At 40.7% G+C, this 20178-nt stretch carries 32 protein-coding genes; 31 read left to right on the top strand and 1 reads right to left on the bottom strand.

All coding sequences use genetic code 11. From position 1 onward, the window contains the following. Window positions 1–3: 3 nt before the first annotated feature. The 5 genes from ACDX78_RS10430 to ACDX78_RS10410 are packed head-to-tail and all read left to right on the top strand — an operon-like array spanning window position 4 to window position 1348. Complete coding sequence (locus tag ACDX78_RS10430; protein WP_486027636.1) at window positions 4–159, top strand: hypothetical protein; 156 nt, start codon at window positions 4–6, stop codon at window positions 157–159. Continuing rightward, complete coding sequence (locus ACDX78_RS10425) at window positions 156–521, top strand: hypothetical protein (RefSeq protein WP_486027634.1); 366 nt, start codon at window positions 156–158, stop codon at window positions 519–521. The genes ACDX78_RS10430 and ACDX78_RS10425 overlap by 4 nt, the downstream gene beginning before the upstream one ends. A gap of 9 nt (window positions 522–530) precedes the next feature. Continuing rightward, window positions 531–719, top strand: a complete 189-nt coding sequence (locus tag ACDX78_RS10420; protein ID WP_486027633.1) for a hypothetical protein — start codon at window positions 531–533, stop codon at window positions 717–719. Window positions 720–734: 15 nt separating this feature from the next. Next, on the top strand, window positions 735–920 hold the full coding sequence (locus ACDX78_RS10415; protein WP_486027631.1) for a hypothetical protein: 186 nt from the start codon (window positions 735–737) through the stop codon (window positions 918–920). Window positions 921–931: 11 nt separating this feature from the next. Continuing rightward, window positions 932–1348: a 3D domain-containing protein gene (locus ACDX78_RS10410; RefSeq protein ID WP_486027629.1), complete on the top strand. Its 417-nt coding sequence runs from the start codon at window positions 932–934 to the stop codon at window positions 1346–1348. Between the two features lie 65 nt (window positions 1349–1413). Here ACDX78_RS10410 and ACDX78_RS10405 read toward each other — a convergent pair whose 3' ends face one another. Next, the gene (locus ACDX78_RS10405; RefSeq protein WP_486027627.1) at window positions 1414–1965 is read right to left on the bottom strand and encodes a CBO0543 family protein; all 552 of its coding nucleotides are present in this window, start codon (window positions 1963–1965) and stop codon (window positions 1414–1416) included. A gap of 104 nt (window positions 1966–2069) precedes the next feature. On the opposite strand from ACDX78_RS10405, the gene ACDX78_RS10400 reads away from it, so the two are divergent. The 26 genes from ACDX78_RS10400 to ACDX78_RS10275 all read left to right on the top strand — a co-directional run bounded on the left by ACDX78_RS10400 (window position 2070) and on the right by ACDX78_RS10275 (window position 20174). Next, window positions 2070–2414: a nucleoside triphosphate pyrophosphohydrolase family protein gene (locus ACDX78_RS10400; RefSeq protein WP_486027626.1), complete on the top strand. Its 345-nt coding sequence runs from the start codon at window positions 2070–2072 to the stop codon at window positions 2412–2414. Beyond that, window positions 2415–2624, top strand: coding sequence for a hypothetical protein (locus ACDX78_RS10395; protein ID WP_486027625.1), 210 nt, complete (start codon window positions 2415–2417; stop codon window positions 2622–2624). It begins immediately after the preceding gene. Next, a complete protein-coding gene (locus tag ACDX78_RS10390; protein WP_486027623.1) occupies window positions 2621–3148 on the top strand; it encodes a Holliday junction resolvase RecU in 528 nt (175 codons plus the stop codon). The genes ACDX78_RS10395 and ACDX78_RS10390 overlap by 4 nt, the downstream gene beginning before the upstream one ends. A gap of 28 nt (window positions 3149–3176) precedes the next feature. Then, window positions 3177–3701 carry a hypothetical protein gene (locus ACDX78_RS10385; protein WP_486027622.1) on the top strand — a complete coding sequence of 175 codons (525 nt, stop codon included), beginning with the start codon at window positions 3177–3179 and terminating at the stop codon, window positions 3699–3701. Window positions 3702–3728: 27 nt separating this feature from the next. Continuing rightward, a complete protein-coding gene (locus ACDX78_RS10380) occupies window positions 3729–3929 on the top strand; it encodes an XtrA/YqaO family protein (RefSeq protein ID WP_486027620.1) in 201 nt (66 codons plus the stop codon). After that, a complete protein-coding gene (locus tag ACDX78_RS10375; protein ID WP_486027618.1) occupies window positions 3926–4477 on the top strand; it encodes a hypothetical protein in 552 nt (183 codons plus the stop codon). Before ACDX78_RS10380 ends, ACDX78_RS10375 begins: the two co-directional genes overlap by 4 nt. A gap of 87 nt (window positions 4478–4564) precedes the next feature. After that, window positions 4565–5074 (top strand): sigma factor-like helix-turn-helix DNA-binding protein, encoded by a 510-nt coding sequence (locus ACDX78_RS10370; protein ID WP_486027616.1) that lies wholly within the window; start codon window positions 4565–4567, stop codon window positions 5072–5074. Window positions 5075–5211: 137 nt separating this feature from the next. Then, window positions 5212–5961, top strand: a complete 750-nt coding sequence (terS, locus tag ACDX78_RS10365) for a phage terminase small subunit (RefSeq protein ID WP_486027614.1) — start codon at window positions 5212–5214, stop codon at window positions 5959–5961. Further along, the gene (locus tag ACDX78_RS10360; RefSeq protein ID WP_486027612.1) at window positions 5954–7312 is read left to right on the top strand and encodes a PBSX family phage terminase large subunit; all 1359 of its coding nucleotides are present in this window, start codon (window positions 5954–5956) and stop codon (window positions 7310–7312) included. Before terS ends, ACDX78_RS10360 begins: the two co-directional genes overlap by 8 nt. Before the next feature lie 11 nt (window positions 7313–7323). Then, entirely contained in the window at window positions 7324–8880 is a 1557-nt protein-coding gene (locus ACDX78_RS10355; RefSeq protein WP_486027610.1) for a phage portal protein, read from the top strand. 164 nt (window positions 8881–9044) lie between these two features. Beyond that, window positions 9045–10202: a phage minor capsid protein gene (locus ACDX78_RS10350; RefSeq protein WP_486027608.1), complete on the top strand. Its 1158-nt coding sequence runs from the start codon at window positions 9045–9047 to the stop codon at window positions 10200–10202. 11 nt (window positions 10203–10213) lie between these two features. Further along, window positions 10214–10396: a hypothetical protein gene (locus tag ACDX78_RS10345; RefSeq protein ID WP_486027606.1), complete on the top strand. Its 183-nt coding sequence runs from the start codon at window positions 10214–10216 to the stop codon at window positions 10394–10396. A 30-nt stretch (window positions 10397–10426) separates the two neighbouring features. Further along, on the top strand, window positions 10427–10690 hold the full coding sequence (locus tag ACDX78_RS10340; RefSeq protein ID WP_486027604.1) for a hypothetical protein: 264 nt from the start codon (window positions 10427–10429) through the stop codon (window positions 10688–10690). A gap of 4 nt (window positions 10691–10694) precedes the next feature. Beyond that, a complete protein-coding gene (locus tag ACDX78_RS10335; RefSeq protein ID WP_486027602.1) occupies window positions 10695–11063 on the top strand; it encodes an Acb2/Tad1 domain-containing protein in 369 nt (122 codons plus the stop codon). Between the two features lie 125 nt (window positions 11064–11188). Further along, window positions 11189–11788, top strand: coding sequence for a phage scaffolding protein (locus ACDX78_RS10330; RefSeq protein WP_486027600.1), 600 nt, complete (start codon window positions 11189–11191; stop codon window positions 11786–11788). Between the two features lie 17 nt (window positions 11789–11805). Next, on the top strand, window positions 11806–12753 hold the full coding sequence (locus tag ACDX78_RS10325; protein ID WP_486027598.1) for a hypothetical protein: 948 nt from the start codon (window positions 11806–11808) through the stop codon (window positions 12751–12753). A gap of 10 nt (window positions 12754–12763) precedes the next feature. Beyond that, window positions 12764–13072 (top strand): hypothetical protein, encoded by a 309-nt coding sequence (locus ACDX78_RS10320; protein ID WP_486027597.1) that lies wholly within the window; start codon window positions 12764–12766, stop codon window positions 13070–13072. Between the two features lie 25 nt (window positions 13073–13097). Continuing rightward, entirely contained in the window at window positions 13098–13487 is a 390-nt protein-coding gene (locus ACDX78_RS10315) for a head-tail connector protein (protein WP_486027595.1), read from the top strand. Further along, the gene (locus ACDX78_RS10310) at window positions 13487–13822 is read left to right on the top strand and encodes a putative minor capsid protein (RefSeq protein WP_486027594.1); all 336 of its coding nucleotides are present in this window, start codon (window positions 13487–13489) and stop codon (window positions 13820–13822) included. Before ACDX78_RS10315 ends, ACDX78_RS10310 begins: the two co-directional genes overlap by 1 nt. Beyond that, complete coding sequence (locus ACDX78_RS10305; RefSeq protein ID WP_486027592.1) at window positions 13822–14148, top strand: minor capsid protein; 327 nt, start codon at window positions 13822–13824, stop codon at window positions 14146–14148. Before ACDX78_RS10310 ends, ACDX78_RS10305 begins: the two co-directional genes overlap by 1 nt. Next, on the top strand, window positions 14149–14544 hold the full coding sequence (locus tag ACDX78_RS10300) for a minor capsid protein (RefSeq protein WP_486027590.1): 396 nt from the start codon (window positions 14149–14151) through the stop codon (window positions 14542–14544). 3 nt (window positions 14545–14547) lie between these two features. After that, entirely contained in the window at window positions 14548–15027 is a 480-nt protein-coding gene (locus ACDX78_RS10295) for a phage tail tube protein (RefSeq protein WP_486027589.1), read from the top strand. A 102-nt stretch (window positions 15028–15129) separates the two neighbouring features. Continuing rightward, window positions 15130–15579 (top strand): hypothetical protein, encoded by a 450-nt coding sequence (locus ACDX78_RS10290; RefSeq protein ID WP_486027587.1) that lies wholly within the window; start codon window positions 15130–15132, stop codon window positions 15577–15579. Between the two features lie 5 nt (window positions 15580–15584). Then, entirely contained in the window at window positions 15585–16142 is a 558-nt protein-coding gene (locus ACDX78_RS10285) for a Gp15 family bacteriophage protein (RefSeq protein WP_486027585.1), read from the top strand. After that, window positions 16139–19315: a tape measure protein gene (locus ACDX78_RS10280; protein WP_486027583.1), complete on the top strand. Its 3177-nt coding sequence runs from the start codon at window positions 16139–16141 to the stop codon at window positions 19313–19315. Before ACDX78_RS10285 ends, ACDX78_RS10280 begins: the two co-directional genes overlap by 4 nt. A 1-nt stretch (window position 19316) precedes the next feature. Beyond that, a complete protein-coding gene (locus ACDX78_RS10275; RefSeq protein WP_486027581.1) occupies window positions 19317–20174 on the top strand; it encodes a phage distal tail protein in 858 nt (285 codons plus the stop codon). The last annotated feature ends 4 nt before the right edge of the window (window positions 20175–20178 follow it).

The raw sequence follows: 20178 nt of genomic DNA, 5'->3' as shown, positions 1-20178 counted from the left end.
ATCATGTGTAAAACCTGCAACGGCACCGGAGGCCTAGCAATAGACAATGGATATTACCTGCAATTTGAGCCATGCCCGGACAGAGATTGCGATTTTGTCCGGGATGACAGCGATATAGAACGATTAAAAGTAGCAGTGGGAATGGAGGTGAGTGCGTGAACACAGCATCTAGCACAATACCAATTTTACCGGCAACCGGCGATCATGAATATTGTCTTGAGGATTTGGAGCTTGCTTTTCCAAAAAAGCAACTGCAGCAAATTACAAAAGAATGGAACAGTGGATGGAGTATTGAATCAATAGCTGAAAACATTCAAAGGGATCCGGATGAAGTGTTCTTGGCTTTATTTCACCAAGCTAGAAAAAACAAGATAAAACGGAAATATTCACACAAGCCAGCTGCAGCAGGAGATCAATATAAAGCTGTTGTTGAAGTTAAGAAGCTTAAAAAAGGTGAGCCGAGCGTTATAGAGATTGATGGTAAAAGGTTCATTTACGAGCCAGAAACTAAAAGAAAGTGAGGAAGTGGAATGAACCCAGATGCGCACTGGCAAGAAGTTATGAAACTAGCAGAAAAGCACGGTTTCTTATTACAGGCTTATGGAGGGCTGGCGACACTTGCCACCCACGAAGTCCAACAAAAGGAACTTGGAGAAGAAAAATATAGAGAAATACAGAAAATGAACGGAATGGATAATAATCAAATGACTTTATTTTGAAAGGATGTGAAAACCATGAGACCGATTAGAACGCACACAATGCAGGAGGACATCATGATCAATCACATCACAGAGGAACTTCACCAAAGATTTAATTTTTATGAGACTGACGGCATGACACTTAGAGAATTAAAGCACAAACTAGCAGCATTTAGAGCAACTGCGGTTGCTGCAGAAAACCCGGAAAATAAATGGTTTTAAAGGAGAATTAAATGATAGCAATATGCATGTTCTACATGATCACCGTTTCAAGCAGTTTGGATCCGGTAGAATTTGAAAAACCAGAAACAGAAGTAAGTTCTGCGGAAGTAGTGAATGAAAATGATTTAGGAGAATTCACCATTACGGCTTACACGGCGGGGTACGAGTCAACAGGTAAGCATCCGGACGATCCGGCTTACGGAATCACGGCGACCGGAACTACTGTCCAGGAAGGCAGGACTATTGCAGCAGACTGGAACGTCCTTCCTCCTGGTACCCAAGTAGAGATTGAAGGATTTGAAGGAACCTTCACGGTGGAAGATAAAGGCGGTGCCATTAATGGCAAGCACATCGATGTTTATATGCCAGATTTAGATGAGGCGATCAGCTGGGGCAAGCGGAAGAGGAATGTAACTGTTGTTGAATAGATAGAAAATGTGACAAAAGGGAGGGGAACAAAATGATTGAATTAACTTACGCAACACTCTTGGGTTTAAGTCATATTAGCAGATGATTTATTTTTGATGAAGTCTGATGCAATTTTTACCAGACAACCAACTGCAAACAATGTTAAAAATGAGTAAAAAACATTCCAGTTGATTAACGTATACAAATTTAAATACACAGATATAGGAATACCTATAAAGGCAAGTAATGATGAAAGAATCAGGTTGGTTATAAGGTACTTTCTCCAACCGTTAACAAATTGGTACATCAATGAAATTATGACTGGGATAACCAAAAAATCAACTGCATTAAAGCTTTCTAAAAACGGTATGAATTGATATGGATAATCCCAATATCCAAAATAATTACCTATCTCATTCGATATACCAATTAATGTAAAACTAATCAATAGTGTAAGTGTCATTAATAAAATATTCTTTTTGTCCATTAAAACAATAAATAATAACAAAGAAGACAAGTTAATGATTACAATAAGCCACCATATACCACTAAACAAATTGTGATTTAACCAATAGTCCATTTGCATCTGCTGATATTGACTTTGTATATTTACTATTTGCTCAAATAACTCAGTCATTAATATCACACCTTTCAATGTTTAACTTTGACAAAAAAACAGATGTTATACATGAGTCATTTAATGAACATTACGATTATAAACCGACACAGGGAGAGGAAATAATGAAATTAAACGAATATCAAGATATATCACAAAGAACAATGCCGATAATTGGAGATGTTACAGACGAGGGCGAAGTCGGAAGTGTGAGAGCAAATTATGCATTAGGTGCTGCTGGGGAAGCCGGGGAAGTTGCGGAACTGGTGAAAAAAGAAGTGTTCCACGGTCATTATACTACCGTGGACGAAATGAAAAAGGAACTGGGTGACGTTCTGCATTATTTATCGGGGTTGGCTACTCTTTATGGGTTGAGATTGGAAGATGTGGCTAAGAGAAATATCGACAAATTGCAAAAGCGATACCCGGGAGGATTTTCCGAAGAAGCAAGCAGAGAAAGGGTGGAATAAATGCAATCGGTCACAGAAATAGGCAATAAAATGAAGGAATCAGAAACAAGGGCAAGGAAAGGCTTCCTGATCAATCAGTTGAATAAAATGGGAATCTACCAACTGGAGGACGGTAGAAAAGTAGATGACGGCTTGTCACTTTATACATTGGAATGGTCGCACATCCAGGAAAAAAGCAAGGCTGCCAAAGCATACGGTGAAAGCCCTTGACAGTATACACAGGTAAACGCGGACAAGCATTTGAACACACTTTGGATTACACCAATCAAATTTATGAAAATCAAGGAAGGGCGCTTATAAACAAGCGTCCCACTCCCATGAAGATTATAGGGAAAACAAGAGGTAATCAGCATATATGTGTTTTTGACAAGAAATCTACAGTCGATTATGACGGAATTTACAATGGGAAACCTATTGCATTTGAAGCAAAAACGATTAAAGAAACTAGATTCCCACTAAATAAAATAACCGATCACCAGGTCAAATATTTGGAATCAGCAGAAAAGCAAGGGGCAATATCATTCTTAATCGTTGAAATGAAAGCCATAGGAGACGTTTTCCTAGTTCCGAACAATATGCTCCGGAAATACATCAAAGAAGCCAAAAGCGGCGGTAGAAAATCAATTCCATTGGATGATATAGAAGTTTACTCATTCCTGGTGGAATCAAACAATGGAGTACCACTCGATTACTTGAGTGTGATTGATAGATTAATAGCTGCGGAAACAGCATAATAATGATGTATAAAAGTAGGTGGTAGGCATGGAGGCAATATGTATTGATGCAACCAACAGTGATGTCTTGAAAGAGGGAGACCAATACTTTGTGTTCCCTCACGGAATCTCGTCGTTTTATATTTCAAAGTTCGATAACGTTAAATCTCATACTGGAGCATTTCAACGAGGTAGATTCGAATTAATAAAAAAACAAGAGATTATCGATGAAACAGAAGCAGAGCAGATAGTTCAAGAAGAAAAATTTGATGACTATACTCAAATGGAGATATTCGAATTTCTAAATGAAGGGTATGGAGATACAGGGATTGAAATAGTGATACCCGAAAATGTTCTTAGTCCACTTGAAAATACTGCAGGACTTAAAACAAAGAAATTTAGAGAAGACCAACAGCGATGGAGGAAATACGTAAAAGCGGTTGAAGAATATCATCGTTGTTCATTTTTTGAAGCTAGAGAATTGGTCTTTAAACATAGGAAAAGTCAAGAGCCTATACGGGTTTTATCTGATTTGGAATATAAAAATAGACAGGATTTCTCCTGCACCCAATAAAGTAATCATAACATAGGAGGTTTCCTCGTGAGATTAAAAGAAATAGACATAAACCCTAGTACAATGCGCCTAGAAATTGATATAATGGAGACAGAGGGAAACTTTGCCATTGTAGTCAGTGAGGGCAAGGCAAGGTTAGCTGAGCTTCCTGTGCACGGAGAAACAAAAATTATAACACACCAGGGGAAGGTGAAGCGGATTAAGTGGGATGAGGGGGAGGAGTTTTGAAAACTGTACCAGTAAGTATACAACAATGTGAGGGATTCTGGGGATGCGTTACTACTGATGCATGGGTAGCAGGAATTGGTACTGTTATCGGTGCTTTTCTAGGAGCTGGATTAGGGATATTAGGAGCATATTTTCTTTTTAAGAAAGAGTTTTCTGAATCGAGGAAGGAAAAGATATCGACATTTAAAGCGGAGTTTAAACAGGCCCATAGATGGATTGAATTATCCATAAGTGCACTGAAAGAACTTGAAAGAAAGTGGGAACAAAATGAAGTTTTAAATCCACTACTTGAAACTCATGATACTTTATTTAGTAAAACAAATGAATTTATTTCGAAAATACCTACGAATTATATACCTAGTGAAGTAGTAGATGACTTTGATGAATTGATATATGAATTATCAGGTCTTGGATTTTATAATTCGATGTATAAACATGATCTGTTTCTAAATGAGACGGATAAAGATGAGATGAAACGTGATTTGAGTGACACTATAGTTAAGGTTGAAGGAATAACTGAAAAAATAATAGATTTCATTTCTAAATAATAGTTCTACCAGCCAACTGGAGGATACTGAATGACGCAATAAGCGTTGTTTGGTGTCCTTTTTTATTTCACCAAAGGGAGTGGAGATATGAATAGTCAACAATTAGAGAATTGGGCGGACAAATTATTAATAGAATACGAGGATGGTCGCAAGGAATTAAGTAGCATGAAAGACGAATTAAACCTTGGAATAGAAGAAGATCGGCAGGACAGAAAACAAATCAACAGCATGATAACCGATATGTCATTTTCCATTGATTGGATGAAAACAGGCAGGAGGCCGGGGAATCTGAGAGGAATAGATAAGCGTTCAGCATATCAGAGAAGGACGCTACTGGATATGGATTTGTTCCCCAGCCTAGACATCGAGACAGAAGAAAAAACGCTCAATCAAGCCGAAAAAGAAGCGTTAATGAATATTCTTATAGAGTTATCGCACAGGGAAAGACAATGTTACCTACTCCACATGGCACAAGGATGGAGCATGCAGGAAATAGCCGAGGAATTGAAAATAAAAAAGCCCACCGTCCAGAAGTTTATTGACCGGGCAAAGGTGAAAATCAAGAAAAAAGTGGCTTGTCATACGAATGTCATATGAAACCGAACTGGGGATGAAAAGGGCTCTTATATAGAGCTCTTAATAAATTATGTAGTTAATTATTAAAGACCGTAAGGTCTAATTGGTTAAATGTAGTTTGTAGATGTATATACAGTGCGGAGGTGGAGTTGATGTAAATGGCTAAATGGGAGGAAATACGAGGAGAGTGGGAAACGAGCAAAATAACATTGGCTTCACTTGCCGAAAAACATAATGTAAAGCTGGGTACATTAAAAAGTAGGAAAAGCCGGGAAAAATGGTCAAGGGATGCAACCAAAAAGGATGCAACTAAACAAAAGGTTGCAACCCCTCAAAAGAATCAGAGGTATAAGCCTGGAAGCAGAAAAGGAGCTGGCAACCCCAATCCAGTAAAGAAGTTCACAGAACGAAACTCAGCGGCAGTGAAACACGGACTGTTCAGTAGGTACATTCCTAAAGAAACTTTAGAAATTATGGATATGCTCAATAAAGAGGATCCAGCTGATTTAATTTGGGATCAGATCCAAATACAGTATGCGGCTATCATACGAGCACAAGAAATTATGTTCGTGGAAGATAAAGGTGAAATCATTAAGGAAGTCAAGAAAGAAAAAGAGTTCTCCTCCGAATCTGGTGGAGGCAGTGAAACAGAATGGGAATTCCAATTTGCTTGGGATAGACAAGCCAGCTTTTTAAATGCCCAATCAAGGGCTATATCTGAATTGCGTACATCCATAAAGCAATTTCTTGAAATGGCCCATGATGATGACGAACGCAGACTAAAACTAGAGTTAATGCAAGCCAATATAGATAAATCTAAAGCAGAAGCTGAGAAGTTGAGCAAAGAACAAGGTGAAGATATAGAAGAAATCGTTATTGTCGATGAATGGGGCGATGATAATGATTAAAGAAAAAAAGCAGATAATATTCAATGTCCAAAAGAACGTTAATCCCCATTTTAAAGATGTATGGCAATCCAAGAAACCTTATAACATTCTTAAAGGTGGTAGGAACTCTTTTAAATCATCGGTTATTGCACTTAAATTAGTCTTCATGATGGTTTTATATATAATGGCTGGAAAGAAAGCCAATGTGGTTGTTTTGCGTAAAGTGGGCAGCACAATAAGAGATTCAGTTTACAATAAGGTTCAGTGGGCTATTAAGCTGTTTGGCTTAACCAAAAGCTTTAAATCGACCGTTTCGCCTTTCAAATTGACCCATAAAAAAACAGGGTCAACATTCTATTTCTACGGCCTGGACCAATTTGTAAAATTAAAATCTAATGATATAGATGATCTTATTGCGGTCTGGTATGAAGAAGCTGCAGAGTTTGATAGTGAAGAGGAATTCGATCAGACGAACATCACCTTTATGCGGCAGAAACATGAAGATGCTCCATTTGTACAGTTCTTTTGGTCATACAATCCGCCGCGCAATCCGTACCATTGGATAAATGAGTGGGCTGACAGAATGACCGGCGTGGAAGATTACTTGGTTCATGAGTCCAGTTATTTAGATGACACTTTAGGATTTATTACTGATCAAATGCTAAAGGATATCAACCGGATTAAGAATAATGATTATGACTATTATCGTTATATCTATCTTGGCGAGCCTGTAGGGTTGGGTACCAACGTTTATAATATGAATTTATTCAAGCCATTGGACGAGTTGCCAAGTGATGACAGGATTATTGCTTTATATTATTCAACAGACGGCGGCCACTCGCAGTCAGCGACAACACACGGCTGTTATGGGCTAACTGCTAAAGGTAAAGTCATATTGCTTAATACGTATTATTATAGTCCGGCCGGTAAAGTGGACAAAAAAGCACCAAGCGAGCTGTCAAAAGAATTGAATGAGTTTATTAAAAAAACAGCTTCACAAGAAGAATGGCAAGGTGCTAGGATTATGAATCGAACCATAGATAGTGCCGAGGGGGCACTTAGAAACCAGTATTACAAGGACTATAGGCAGCATTTAACGCCAGTAAATAAGAAAAAGAAAGTGGATATGATTGACTACCCAACCGACCTTTTAGCACAGGGTCGTTTTTATTATCTCAAAAATCCATATCCAACCGGAATGGACCATGCAGACAGTAACGAGATTTTCATTGAAGAACATAAAAAGTTCTCCTGGAATGAGAAAACAGTTCACGATGACAATCCACAAGTTATCGAAGAAGACGATCACACTTGTGACCAATTTATATATCTATGTTTATCAAATGCACGTGACTTCAGGTTGAAAGTCTAGGAGGTGAGGCTTTGAAAATAATAGACCGCATTAAAGGCTGGTTTAGGAAGGGAGGTTACGCATTGACTGGCAATACATTACGGAGTATTAATGATCATCCTAAGATTAATATTGATCCACAGGAATTAGAGCGCATCGAGCGCAATATAAGAGAGTATTCCGGGGATTATCCAAAAGTAGAATACTATAATTCACACGGCGAATTAAAAAAGCGCAAATACATGCATCTGAACATACGTAAGCTAAGCGCAAATGTACTTGCTGGCCTTGTTTTTAACGAGCAGTGCGAAATATATGTTTCGGATGCAGATGAGAAAAGGGATAAGCCGAACAGCTTTGAACCTGCTCATGAGTTTATTCAGCATGTATTTGAGCATAACAAATTCAAAAAGAATCTAGCGGACTACCTGGAGCCAACATTTGCTGTTGGTGGCCTGTCTGTCCGTCCTTACCTTGGCGATAATGGAGAAATGGAATTTTCCTGGGCTATTGCTAATGCTTTTTATCCGTTACGTTCTAACAGCAATGGTATTAGTGAGGGGGTAATGAAGTCCGTTACTACTAAAGCTGATGGTGACAAACTCACATATTACACGCTGCTTGAATTTCATGAGTGGGAAAAGAGCGAAACCGGGGACGATCTGTATGTTATCACAAACGAACTATACAAGTCAGAGTCGCCCGGAGAAATTGGGAAAGAAGTGCCTCTGGAAGAAATGTATGAAGGGCTGCAGAGGCAAACCCATATTCGCGGCTTGTCACGTCCGATATTCAACTACTTGAAGCCGTCCGGGTTTAATAACATCAGCCCACACAGTCCATTGGGTTTAGGAATCTGCGACAATGCTACATCGACGCTCAAAGACATCAACGATACCTATGACCAATTTGCCTGGGAAAAGAAAATGGGGCAGCGGACCGTATTTGTGGATGATGCGGTATTAAATACATTACCTGATGAAAGCGGCAATCCTCCTAAACAAATATTTGACCCGGATGTAAACGTGTTTAAGTCTATGCGGATGGGTGATAAGGATAAAGCCATACATGATGCGACGCACGACATTCGCACAGAACAATATACATCGGCTATCAACCAGTCACTGCGTACCCTGGAAATGGAATTAAAGCTATCTGTAGGTACGTTCAGTTTCGATGGGCGCAGCATGAAAACAGCAACAGAAATAGTCAGTGAGAATGATTTGACCTTCCGCACCAGAAATGAGCATGTTTATGAAGTTGAGCAGTTTATTAAAGGACTGGTTATTTCAGTGTTAGAGCTTGCTAAGTTCTACGGAGTATATACGGGTCCTATACCATCCCGGGAAAATATTGGCGTCGACTTTGATGATGGGGTTTTCCAGGACAGAGCAGCCTTACTACGCTTCTACGGGCAGGCCAAGACATTTGGCTTTATTCCATCGACTGAAGCAATACAGCGTATATTTAAAGTACCAAAAGAAACAGCCGAGGAATGGTACGACATGATAATAAAAGAAGAGAATGCTATTGATCCGACACAAATAAGTGATGAAGCTGCTAAGCGGATGTTTGGGGAGGAGGAGTGATGAATGCTTGAATTTATAAAAAGGTTGTTCATTTCACCCAGACACGATTATGTGCTTATGGGATATTCCAATTACTACCGTTGCAATAAATGCAAAAAAATAATATACATCCCGCCTTACAGTGACTTTTATTATCAGAGAAAGCAGTTTAGGGGCTGTAAGGGATGATAACACCGAATCAATTGGACTTGTGGAGCGGCAACATGGCAGAGCTTTACAACTCCCTTGAAGGAGAAATAATCCGCATACTAATAAAGCGTTTAAAGCGTGGTTCCAGCGACATTACAGCATGGCAAGCACAAAAGCTGCAGGAATTACGCTTATTTAACGATGAAGTTACCAGGCATCTGTCACAAGTTACAGACGTTGCAGAGCCGGAAATACGCCGCATGTTTGAGGATGCCGGCCAAGGCATGGTACAGAACATTGACGAGGCTATGCCGTATGCTACACGCCCGATGCCTACTAATCTTGATCAGGTCATGAGAGGCTATTTTAACCAGGCATGGGGAGACATTGACAATTATGTTAACCAGACGTTGATCACCACTGCATATGGAACTGGAACAGCAGCAAGGGCTTATACAGATGTATTAAACAGAACCACAGCATCTTTCAACACTGGTCTTTATACGTTTGAACAGTCGCTGGAACGATCCATTAATCAATTGGCACAAAGAGGCATTAATTCTGGCATGGTTGATAGAGGTGGTCACACATGGAGCCTAGAAGGATATACGAGAACCGTATTAAAATCCACATTAGGCAATACCTACGACGAAGTGAGAAAAGAACGAATGGGCGAATATGGCGTATATACGGTGCTTGTCACAAGTCATGCAGGTGCTAGAGCGCAGTGTTCTGTCATTCAAGGTAATGTGGTTGATTTACGTTATGCCAATGAAATCCCTGAAAAAAGTGAGTATTTGAGTATATATGATCCATTATGGGGTGCTGAGTATGGTTCAGCTGGTGGACACCGTGGTGTTAACTGCCGTCATATACACGTACCATTTGTCCCGGGAGTAAACACGAACAACCAGCCTGAATTTGATGCTGAATTGAATGAAAGAGTGGCCAAGAATAGGGATACACAGCGCAGGATTGAAAGGGATATAGTCAAATACAAGAAAAACCTTATGGTGGCTGAGGAAATGGGCAGCGAAAATGCCGGTTATTGGCGCCGCATGGTTAGTCGCAGGCAAAAGGCTATGCGTAACCATTTGAAGAATAACGGCGATTATTTGAGCCGGAACTATAAAAGGGAGCGCGTTTATACGCCATTGGATACATTGCTAGATGGGTTTTCTTATGATGATTAGGAGGTGACTACGTGAGTGAAATAATAAATATAGTTGATAAAAATGACGGCTTGATAGCTTCAATATCAAAAGAAAACGTCATTTTGCATAATGATTACAGGCTAATAAAAACTTATGAGGATGAGGAAGAATTGATAGAAACAGCCTATTATGATGGAGGTGATCAAAAATCTCCTAGCTACCAGGTGCGGTAGCCGTTTGTAAAATGTGAAGGTGGTGAGATTATGGCGAAATATCGTAAGAAACCAGTTGTTATAGAGGCTTTTAAATACCATGAAGATAATATGCCAGATTGGTTTATGGACAAGGTAACTTCTAGTGATATTATCATACAAAATAAAACGAGTATAGAAGAAGCGTACTGCGAAATCAAGACATTAGAGGGTACTATGATCGGCGAACATGGAGACTATATTATACAAGGCGTAAACGGTGAGGTATACCCTTGTAAGCCGGATATATTTGAAAAAACATATGAAAGAGTGTGAGATAATGAAAAAACTAGAACATGATTTATTAACTGAAAAGCATACTAAAGTCTATCACGAGAAAGATTTTAAATTTAATGCGCCGCATCACTTTTCAGTGTTTAAAAGTGTTGGGACACCAGAAGATGCAGAGGATTCATTGTGTAACATCTCTTTCCAAGAGGGACCTATTAAAGAAAATGGCGTGAATGGAGTAAATAATGAGGATTTAATCGCTATGGCTATTTGTAGATTGGAACACTTTCAAAAATCAGAGTTTAGTTGTCGAGAAAATGCACTAGCTATTACAAAATTAGAAGAAGCCTTGCTGTGGCTACGCAAGCGAACGATGGGAAGAGAGCCACGCGGAGTAGAAGGAACTCACATTAAATAATTATACGTCCTAGACAAGACGTTAAAAGGTCTATTTATTATGCAATCATTCGTTCGTACAACGTAAAAGTACAACCTTTTCGAGTTCATGACTCGTAAAAATAAATGTAAAAGGGAGCAATTGAAATGAACAGAGAAGAACTTAAAGCATTAGGTCTAACAGATGAACAAATCGAGCAGGTAATGACTGCTCACGGAAAAGCAACCAATTCCATCAAAAGTAAAGCTGACAGCGTGGAAGGTCTTGAAAGCCAAATAGAGGACTACAAGCAACAGATCACAGACCGTGACTCCCAACTAGAAGAATTAAAAAAAGTCGATGCAGAAGGCTTGCAAGCGAAAATAGACGATCTGCAGCAGCAAAACGAAACTACTAAAACAGAATATGAGAAGAAACTGGATGCCCAACAAAAAGATTTTGCAATCGAAAGTGCCTTGCGGGATGCAAAAGCGAGAGATCCTAAACTGGCAAAGAACGCGCTGGACTTGGACATTGTGACTTTTAAAGATGGGAAGTTGGTCGGTATTGACGAGCAATTGAAATCCTTACAGGAAAGTCACGATTACCTATTCGAGCAAGAAGAACCGGGCGCGCCACGTATTGTAACGCCAGGAAACCCAAACGGTGGCGGCAGCGGTGCGATAACGAAGGAATCCATCATGAAAGAAAAAGACGACAAAAAACGTCAACGATTAATTAAAGAAAATAGACACTTATTCCAATAAAGAGAGGACGATTCTAAATGAAAAAAGATTATACGTTGAAAATGGACTTACAAACGTTTGCGAGAGCAGGCAATTACCCAGAACCAAAAACACAAATGCAAGATAATTTCAGTGAGTTAGATGCTAAATCTATCGATTACACTTACCGTTTCGGGGAGGATCTTAGTAAGTTCATTGAAATGTTGGGTGTCACTCGACAGATTCCTGTGCAAGAAGGTTTTACTATCACCATGTATACTGCGCCAGAAGTTGATTTGGCGGATGGAGATGTAGGCGAAGGGGAATTGATTCCACTTTCTAAGGTAACGCCTCAACCGGCTGATACAAAAGAAATCACGCTCAAAAAATATCGTAAAGTAACCACAGCGGAAGCGATTCAGCGCTACGGTCGTGATGAAGCGATTAACCGCACAGATGATGCGCTTGTACGAGAAGTGCAAAAAGGCATTCGTGATTACCTGTACGAAACAATTAAGACACATGGAACTGAACAAGCGAACCTGAACGCAGGAACGCTGCAAGGCGCACTTGCTTCTGCATGGGGTGCGTTGGAAGTATTGTTCGAGGATGACGTAATAACTACAGTCGCTTTTGTTAACCCATTAGATGTGGCAAAAGAAATTGCAAACAAAGACATCACGCTAGAAACTCAATTCGGATTGCGTTACTACACCGATGTAACTGGTACGGTTGTTATTTTAAATAACACGATTCCACAGGGAACTGTTTATGCTACTGCTTCTGACAACTTGCAAGTGGCTTACATTCCTGCTGGTTCAGAGGCGTATCAAGAATTTAATATGCGTACTGATGAGTTCGGATATGTTGCTATGGCTCATGGTCAGATGTTAGAAACTCTATCTGTACAGACTGTTCTGGCGTCTGGTGTATTGATCTTCCCAGAGCGTTTGGACGGCATGGTCAAAATCGACATTAAAGGCGAAGAGGAAATTCCAGAAGGGTAAGGTGATGTAGATGCCGAAATATAAAGTATTAAAAGGTTTCCGTGACACTCACACGAAAAAGATTTATGTAAAGAATAATGAAATAGAATTATCAGAAGAAAGAGCGAATGAAGTAAAAAATAATCTTAAAGGTAAAGGGGATTTCATTGAATTAATTCCCACCGAAGAGCCGGCCGAAGAAAAATTCGATCGTGAAGCAGCTAAAGAAAAACTTACAGAGTTGGATGTTGACTTCAAAGGTAACGCAAGCAATGAAACGCTTCAGCAATTACTTGAAGAAAGTGAACAGCAGAATGAAAAAGTAGAGGAAGGCGAATAAAGCCTTCCTTTTTAGGAGGTTAGACATGCCTTATCTCACGTATGAAGAATTCAAAAAGTTAACTACCAAGGATATAGATGATCAAGAGTTTAATAGCTTGCTTAGAAAGACGTCCGCTATCCTTAACAATGTCACAAATTATTTTTATGTCAGAAACAGCATAGAAAGCGATAACGAATGGCGTGTACAGCAATTCAAACAAGCATTAACGGCTCAAATAGAGTATTTCCATGAGGTTGGTGGCACTTCCTATGAATCTATCAATAAAACACCGCAGACGTTTTCCGCCGGACGCACAAGGGTATCAAACACGGAAAGCCGAGCAGGGAATACCAGTAAATCACTGGTAGCCGAGGACGTTTATATTCACTTACAAGGTACAGGGCTATTATATGCCAGTGTGGCTGTATGGTAATGCCAAAGCCGCCTGCTGAGTTCTGTATTGATTCATTCGAGTATAAAGAGTACCAGGGAGAGGACAACTGGTCACAGCCTATCTATGCCAATCCTGTGACTGTTCGGAATTGCCGAATAGATCGAGGGGCTGAATACAGTTCTTCATCATCTGGGAAACAGTTACTTTATAATGCTGTGGTGTTTTGTTATGAAGGAATAACTACGCCATTACCCGAATTTAAAACACAGTCAAAGCTTTATTTTGACGGACAAGACCACATAGTAACAAAGGTTATTCCGATCTATGAAGCATATGACAAGACCATTTATTCATACGAGCTGGAGGTGGTCTAGTGGCAAGAGTAGACATTAATCTGGGTGGAGCATACAGGAAAATGAGTCCACAGTCACGCCGGAGGGGGCAACAGGCTATGGCTAATCAAGCTTTAGCAGATATGAACCCGTTTGTGCCGGCGGATGAACACATTTTAAGGCAGACTGCAACGATTGACATTGACGGATCGGGAATAAATTACAACACGCCATATGCCGCCAGAATGTTTTATATGATGATGTACAACTACACCACACCGGGAACTGGTCCGAGATGGGATAATAAAGCAAAAGGTATGTATATGTCCGATTGGGAACGTGCCTATATGAGGGGGGCTGGCTGGTAAATGGATTTTATGGAGAGATTGTCGGAAAGAGTAAACCAGATACCGAGCCTTCCTATTCAATGTAGAATGGGCTATCTTGGCACAGGTGAATCCTTCGTGGTTTACCCACTGCCGGGTAGTCGAGTTGCCGCTGAGTACATGGACGGCACAAGTGACCAGCAGCTGAACTTTGAATTTGCTATGAAATCTCAGGTGCAGCCGAAAACACACGATACTTTATGGCTGGTACAAAATGAGTTGGAAGCACTAAAAGAATTGTGTAGCCAAGATGGCAGCTTTGAATTTGAGGATTTAATCATAACGAACAAACCATTTATCAACCAATTGGATGATCAGGGATGGTTTGTTTTTTTATTGGATGTACAGGCAAATATTACAGTTTTTAAGGAGGAATAATCAATGGTAAGGAATAAAAACGCATTACGTCAGCATTTTATACAGAAGTACACGCCAGGAGAAGATGAACCGGGTGACGATTGGCTACAGTTAGCTCATCGTATTTCTAACATCAGTGTTGAACCTAACGAAGAAACAGAAACAGAGGCATTTTATGATGGGGACGGAACGCCGGAGGAAACAGTAACATCTGTTGCTAGGGCATACAGTCCCGAAGGACAATTTGACCCCGAGGACGAAGCGCAGGAATTAATTGAAAGTCTGCAGAACGAAATCGGAGACGATCGTCTTGTTTGGCATAAGGTAGTACGTTCTGACGGTCAAAAGCAGTGGGTAGGCCTAGCGACTGTATTAAATATTATTGCTGGTGCTGGTGATGCAAGTGCGTATGAGGACTTTTCATGCACCATCCGGTATAACAGGAAGCCGGAAGAATCGGACGTGGAAAACGGAAGTGGTGGAGACGGTGGATCGGGGGAGTAGAAGCCCCGGCGGTTGAAAATGTAGAACCTGCCACAGATGGGGCATTTACAGAATTGGAGTAGAGGGGCATTGTGCCTCTCTATTTTTATGAGGAGGTAAGACATGGCACTAAAATTTGATATTAAAAAATCGGGTTTCCCTGTAAAAATTGGGGATATAGAATTTTGGTTTGATGATAGTCACGAAGCAATGCGTGAATTTATCGAAAAAGATAATGAATCACAAAAAAATCTAGACGAAATAAAGAAAAAATCAGACGAAATACAGGCATCTGATGATAACGAATTGGCCAAAGCAGATAAGGCGTTTGAATTGAAAAAAGAAGAACTTACAATACAGTACGATACTATGTTTGGGGATGGTGCATTTGAAAAATTATATGCTGAATATCCGAATATAAGGGAACTGGAAAAAATACTGATACCGATTGACGCCGCGGTTGGTGAGGCTGTTACTAAGCGGCTGGAAGAAGATAAAAAAGAAAGAAGTAAAATCATTGAATCGAAAAAACAAGAACTCCTGAACAAACAAAAAGCAAAGCAAAAGAAGTGATTTAGATGCGATTAAACGACAATCTGGTCACTTCTTTTGTTTATAACGAAAAAGAGTACAACATTAATCTTGCATTTGACACTGTTCTTGATACTTTTGACGTTTTGAGTGACAACACCTTAAGAGATCATGAAAAAGCCGAGATTAACTTAGAATTACTTTTAAATGAACCCCTCGAAGGCGTTGAAGCAATAGAACTATGGAATTATATCTACGATGAATTTATTGATAGCAAAAGTAGCAGACCGATTGAATATGACCTGAACAACAACCCAATGCCTGTACAAGAGGATGAAAAAGAAAACTTCATAGACTTTGAACAAGATGCTGGGTTTATCTATTCCAGTTTTTTGCAGGCTTATCAAATGGATTTATATAAATTGCAAGGGAAACTTCACTGGAGTCTTTTTCGCTCTTTATTGCATGGTTTACCACAAAGCACCATCATGCAACGGATTGTACAGATTAGAGCGTGGAAGCCGTCAAAAGGTGATTCAAGCGAATATAAACAACAAATGCGTGAATTGCAAAAGGAGTATGCGCTGGAGGAGGTGGACGAATGAGTGACGGAAGCATCAGAATATCGCTGGAAGTGGACGGCAAGCAAGTTGATGTAGCAACTACCAGCCTAGACAACCTGGATGCCGCCGGACGTAAAGCGGGAGATGGCGCAAAAGAAACCGAAGAGGGTGTCAAAGGTGCTGGTAATGAATCTCAAAAAGCCGGAAGCAAGGTTAAAAAGTTTGCCTCTGCATTAGGATTGGTTGCTGTAGGTGCCGCGGCTTTTCAAGTATTAAGGCGATCCATGGACGATGCCATAGCGCGGTTTGACACAATGGACCAATTTCCAAAAGTGCTTGAAGGTTTGGGCGCATCGGCTGACGATTCAGAGCAAGCTGTAACAAGGCTTTCTGATGGCATAGATGGTCTACCAACCAAATTGGATGACATCACGAACACCACTCAGCGTATGTACACGGCATTTGATGATGCTGATAAAGCGGCAGACTCTGCTTTAGCTGTAAATAATGCTTTACTCAGTTCCAGCGCAAGCGCAAACGATGCGAGACGTGGTACGGAACAATATATCCAAGCATTACAAACTGGAAATATGGATATGCAACAGTGGCGCACATTACAAGAAACGATGAACGTCGGACTTGTGAAGGTTGCCGAAGCATTTGGGTATGCTGGCAGTAGCGCAACAAATAATCTATATGCTGCTTTACGAGACGGCGAAATAACGATGGATCAGTTTAATGATAAATTAATCGAAGTCGGCACAGGAACAGGCGAATTGGCAGGATTGGCAAGAGAAAACAGCTTGGGGATTTCCACATCTTTTGGAAACTTGAGGTACGCGGTAGCCAGAGGTATTACAAGGGTAATAGAATCCTTTGATCATTTGTCACGAGAGGTCACAGGAAATTCTATTGCAGAGAATATTGACGGCATGAAAGATGTTACCGTTGCTGCTTTTGATGTGGTTGGAAACGCTATTGAAAGTGCGACTCCATTTGTAAAAGGATTTGCTAATACAGTTAGTGCTGCACTCCCTGTGATTGAAGCCTTATCACCGGTATTAATCGGCATGGCATCCGCTTATGCTATGCACTCGGTCATAAATCGAACAGCAGATGCATTGAAAGCGTCACAGGCTGTTACTGCTGCTGTTACTGCTGTCAAAAAAGCGTACACCTTGGCAATCATGGAAAACACTACAGGTTATCTCACTAACGCGGCAGCAGCTAAAGTGTCGGCCGCAGCAACAAGAGCAAGGTCGGCATTGATAGCAGCGGCTACCGCTGCCGAATTATTGCTTACAAGGCAGATTACGTTTGCACAAGCTGCTATGTTGGCAAAAGCGGCGGCCGCCAGAGTGCTTGGTGCTGCTATGAGGTTTTTAACTGGCCCCGTTGGTTGGGTTACAGCTGGGATCGGTGCATTAGTAGGCGCTGCTGTAACGGTAGTTAGTTGGTTCAACCGCACAAGTGCAGAGGCAGAAAGGCTACAAGATGAAACAGAGGAATTAGGCGATGCCACTGATGCACTGAATGAATCTGTACAAGAATCTTCTGATGCATACCAAAATAACCAAAAAGACATACAGGATACCGCACAAGCTAACAGTGATCTTGCAGACAAAATAGATGAGTTAGCCAATAAGGAAAATAAGTCTGCCGGCGAGAAGCAAATGTTATCCCGGTACATCGAGGAATTAAACGGATCTGTTGAAGGCTTGAATCTATCATATGACGAACAAGCTGACGCAATGAATATGACATCTCAGGAACTTCAAGCGCGTGTCGATCTCATGAAAGCGGAAGAAAGCGGAATTGCTGCACAAGAACGCTTGAATGAAATTGAGCAGGAACGAAATGACATTGGAATGCAGCTAGAAGAAGTAAACAAATTGAGAGAAGAATGGAATGAAGGTCTGAGAGATGGCTCCGTGCGGTCTGGAGAATATGCAAATGCTATTGCCGATTTGGACGAACAAGAGCAAGAGTTGACAGGAACTCTTGACGATTTAAAGGTACAACAGGCTGAAACAGAAGAACAGGTTGCCATATCAACAAAGAACATGACTGATGCTATTGAAGAAAGTAACCTGAACATGATTTCCTCGTACGAAGATTTGTCTGAGGAACAGCAAGAAACTTTTGACAGAATGAAAGAATCATATGAAAGCCTGGTAGAAACAGCCACAAATGCATTTGATCGTATATCTACTGAATCGGAATACTCGCTTGATGAAATGATAGAAAACATGGAGCATAACCGGCAGGCCACTGAAGAGTGGGGAGAAAATCGGGCTGCCATTATGGAATGGGCATCTAAAGAAGGTCATACAGGCTTCATGAAATGGGTTGACCAACTCGGCATTGATCACGCTGGAGAACTTGCAGAGATGGCCAAAGCTTTGGATGATTCCAGTGATGAACAGATCGGATCGCTTGAAGAGTTAGCAAAAGGATATGATGATAACACTCAAACAGCCATCGATGCTTATAAAGAAAACATGGGTGAGGGCTTTGACAATGCTGTTGATATGATGGTCGACCACGTTGATGAAAGTTCCGCAACGATGCGGTCTGAAATGTATAATGCCGGATTTGAAAATATCGGGAAAATAGTACCTAATGAAATGATGAACGGTATTGATAACACTTCCGATGTAGTTTTCACTGGATTAAACAGGTTTGCTCAAGATATGTTAGATCCATTTGATAATACTAGTGGCGATTTTAGCAGTATCGGAGCAAATGCAATGTCCGGGTTGAATACAGGGCTTAATAATAACGAGGGCAGCGTGTTATCGACTGCAAGAAGGATTGCCGGAAGTGTCGCAGGCGTTATGAGAGGCGCATTGCAAACACGATCTCCATCCCGGGTGACGATGAAAATCGGGGAAGATACCGGAGAGGGTTATCTATTAGGTTTGCGCTCTAAAATTAGGGATGTAGTACAGGCTTCAGAGGACATGGCAAGAATGTCTATGCCGGATATACCGGTTTTAAAAACATCCACCCCAGAAATGGCTTTAGGAACGAACAGCATGGCTTTTACGGGTGGAGGAAGTCAAACTATCAATAGACAATCTACTGTTAATAACAGCCGGTCTTATGCACCGCAGATTAATAATTATTTTACAAGGGACGAATCTACACCAAGTGAAGTGGCGAGGAAAAATAAACAACAACAACAGCGCTTAGCTATGGAAACGGGGTTTTAACATGTTCAAGTTGATATATACGAATTCGAGAGGCCAGTCAATAGAAATGTTTGGTTCCCCGTTCCGGCTAATGCGTGTTGATGGATTGGGCGGCACTGAAGCGGATAATCAAATGGAAAGAACTCCTTACCAAGATGGTGCAATGCCTTTGGATTCTATTTTAGAAGATAAACCGATTGAAGTTGAATTTAAGATAACGGGCAATGATCAAGCAGAATTGACGAACAACAGGCGTAATGTTTCATCTATTTTTAATCCCAAGCTAGGGGTGGGAATGCTTCAATATGTCGGTGAAGATGGAACCAAAGAAATTAGTGTTTTAGTTGAAGCAGTACCCTTTTTCCCGGATGGCCGAACCAACAGAGGAAGGACCTTTCAAAAAACATTAATCAATTTGAGGGCGCCTTTTCCATATTGGCGAGATCCACAGCAAGTCAGCCGATCACTCAGAGCATACGAAGGAAAGTTCACTTTTCCGTTTACTTTCCCGGTGCAGTTTGGAATCGAGGGAGACATTACAACAATCAATAACGAGGGAGACACATCCGCGCCTGTAATAATCACAATACAAGGTCCGATCACACGCCCGATAATTGAAAACCGCACAACAGGCGAATACATGCAGGTTAATACGAGAATCGGAGCCGAGGAAGTGCTTTATATTGATACGAATCCCCAGGCAAAGCGAGTGGAGATACATCGCTCGAATCAGATTATAAAAGCTATGGGTTATGTCGATCATAATAGCGATTTTTGGCAGCTGCAGGTTGGCGATAATGAATTGCGGTATACGGCTGATGAGGGTATAGCTGAGGCTATTGCTGCTATTAGTTGGAATTCACAATATGTTGGGATTTAGAAAG

Origin of the sequence: Virgibacillus oceani, assembly GCF_041521345.1 — a bacterium.
GTDB lineage: Bacteria > Bacillota > Bacilli > Bacillales > Amphibacillaceae > Virgibacillus_N > Virgibacillus_N oceani_A.
Note: the sequence above shows the minus strand (reverse complement) of the source record. Positions and strands in the feature narration are given on the sequence as shown.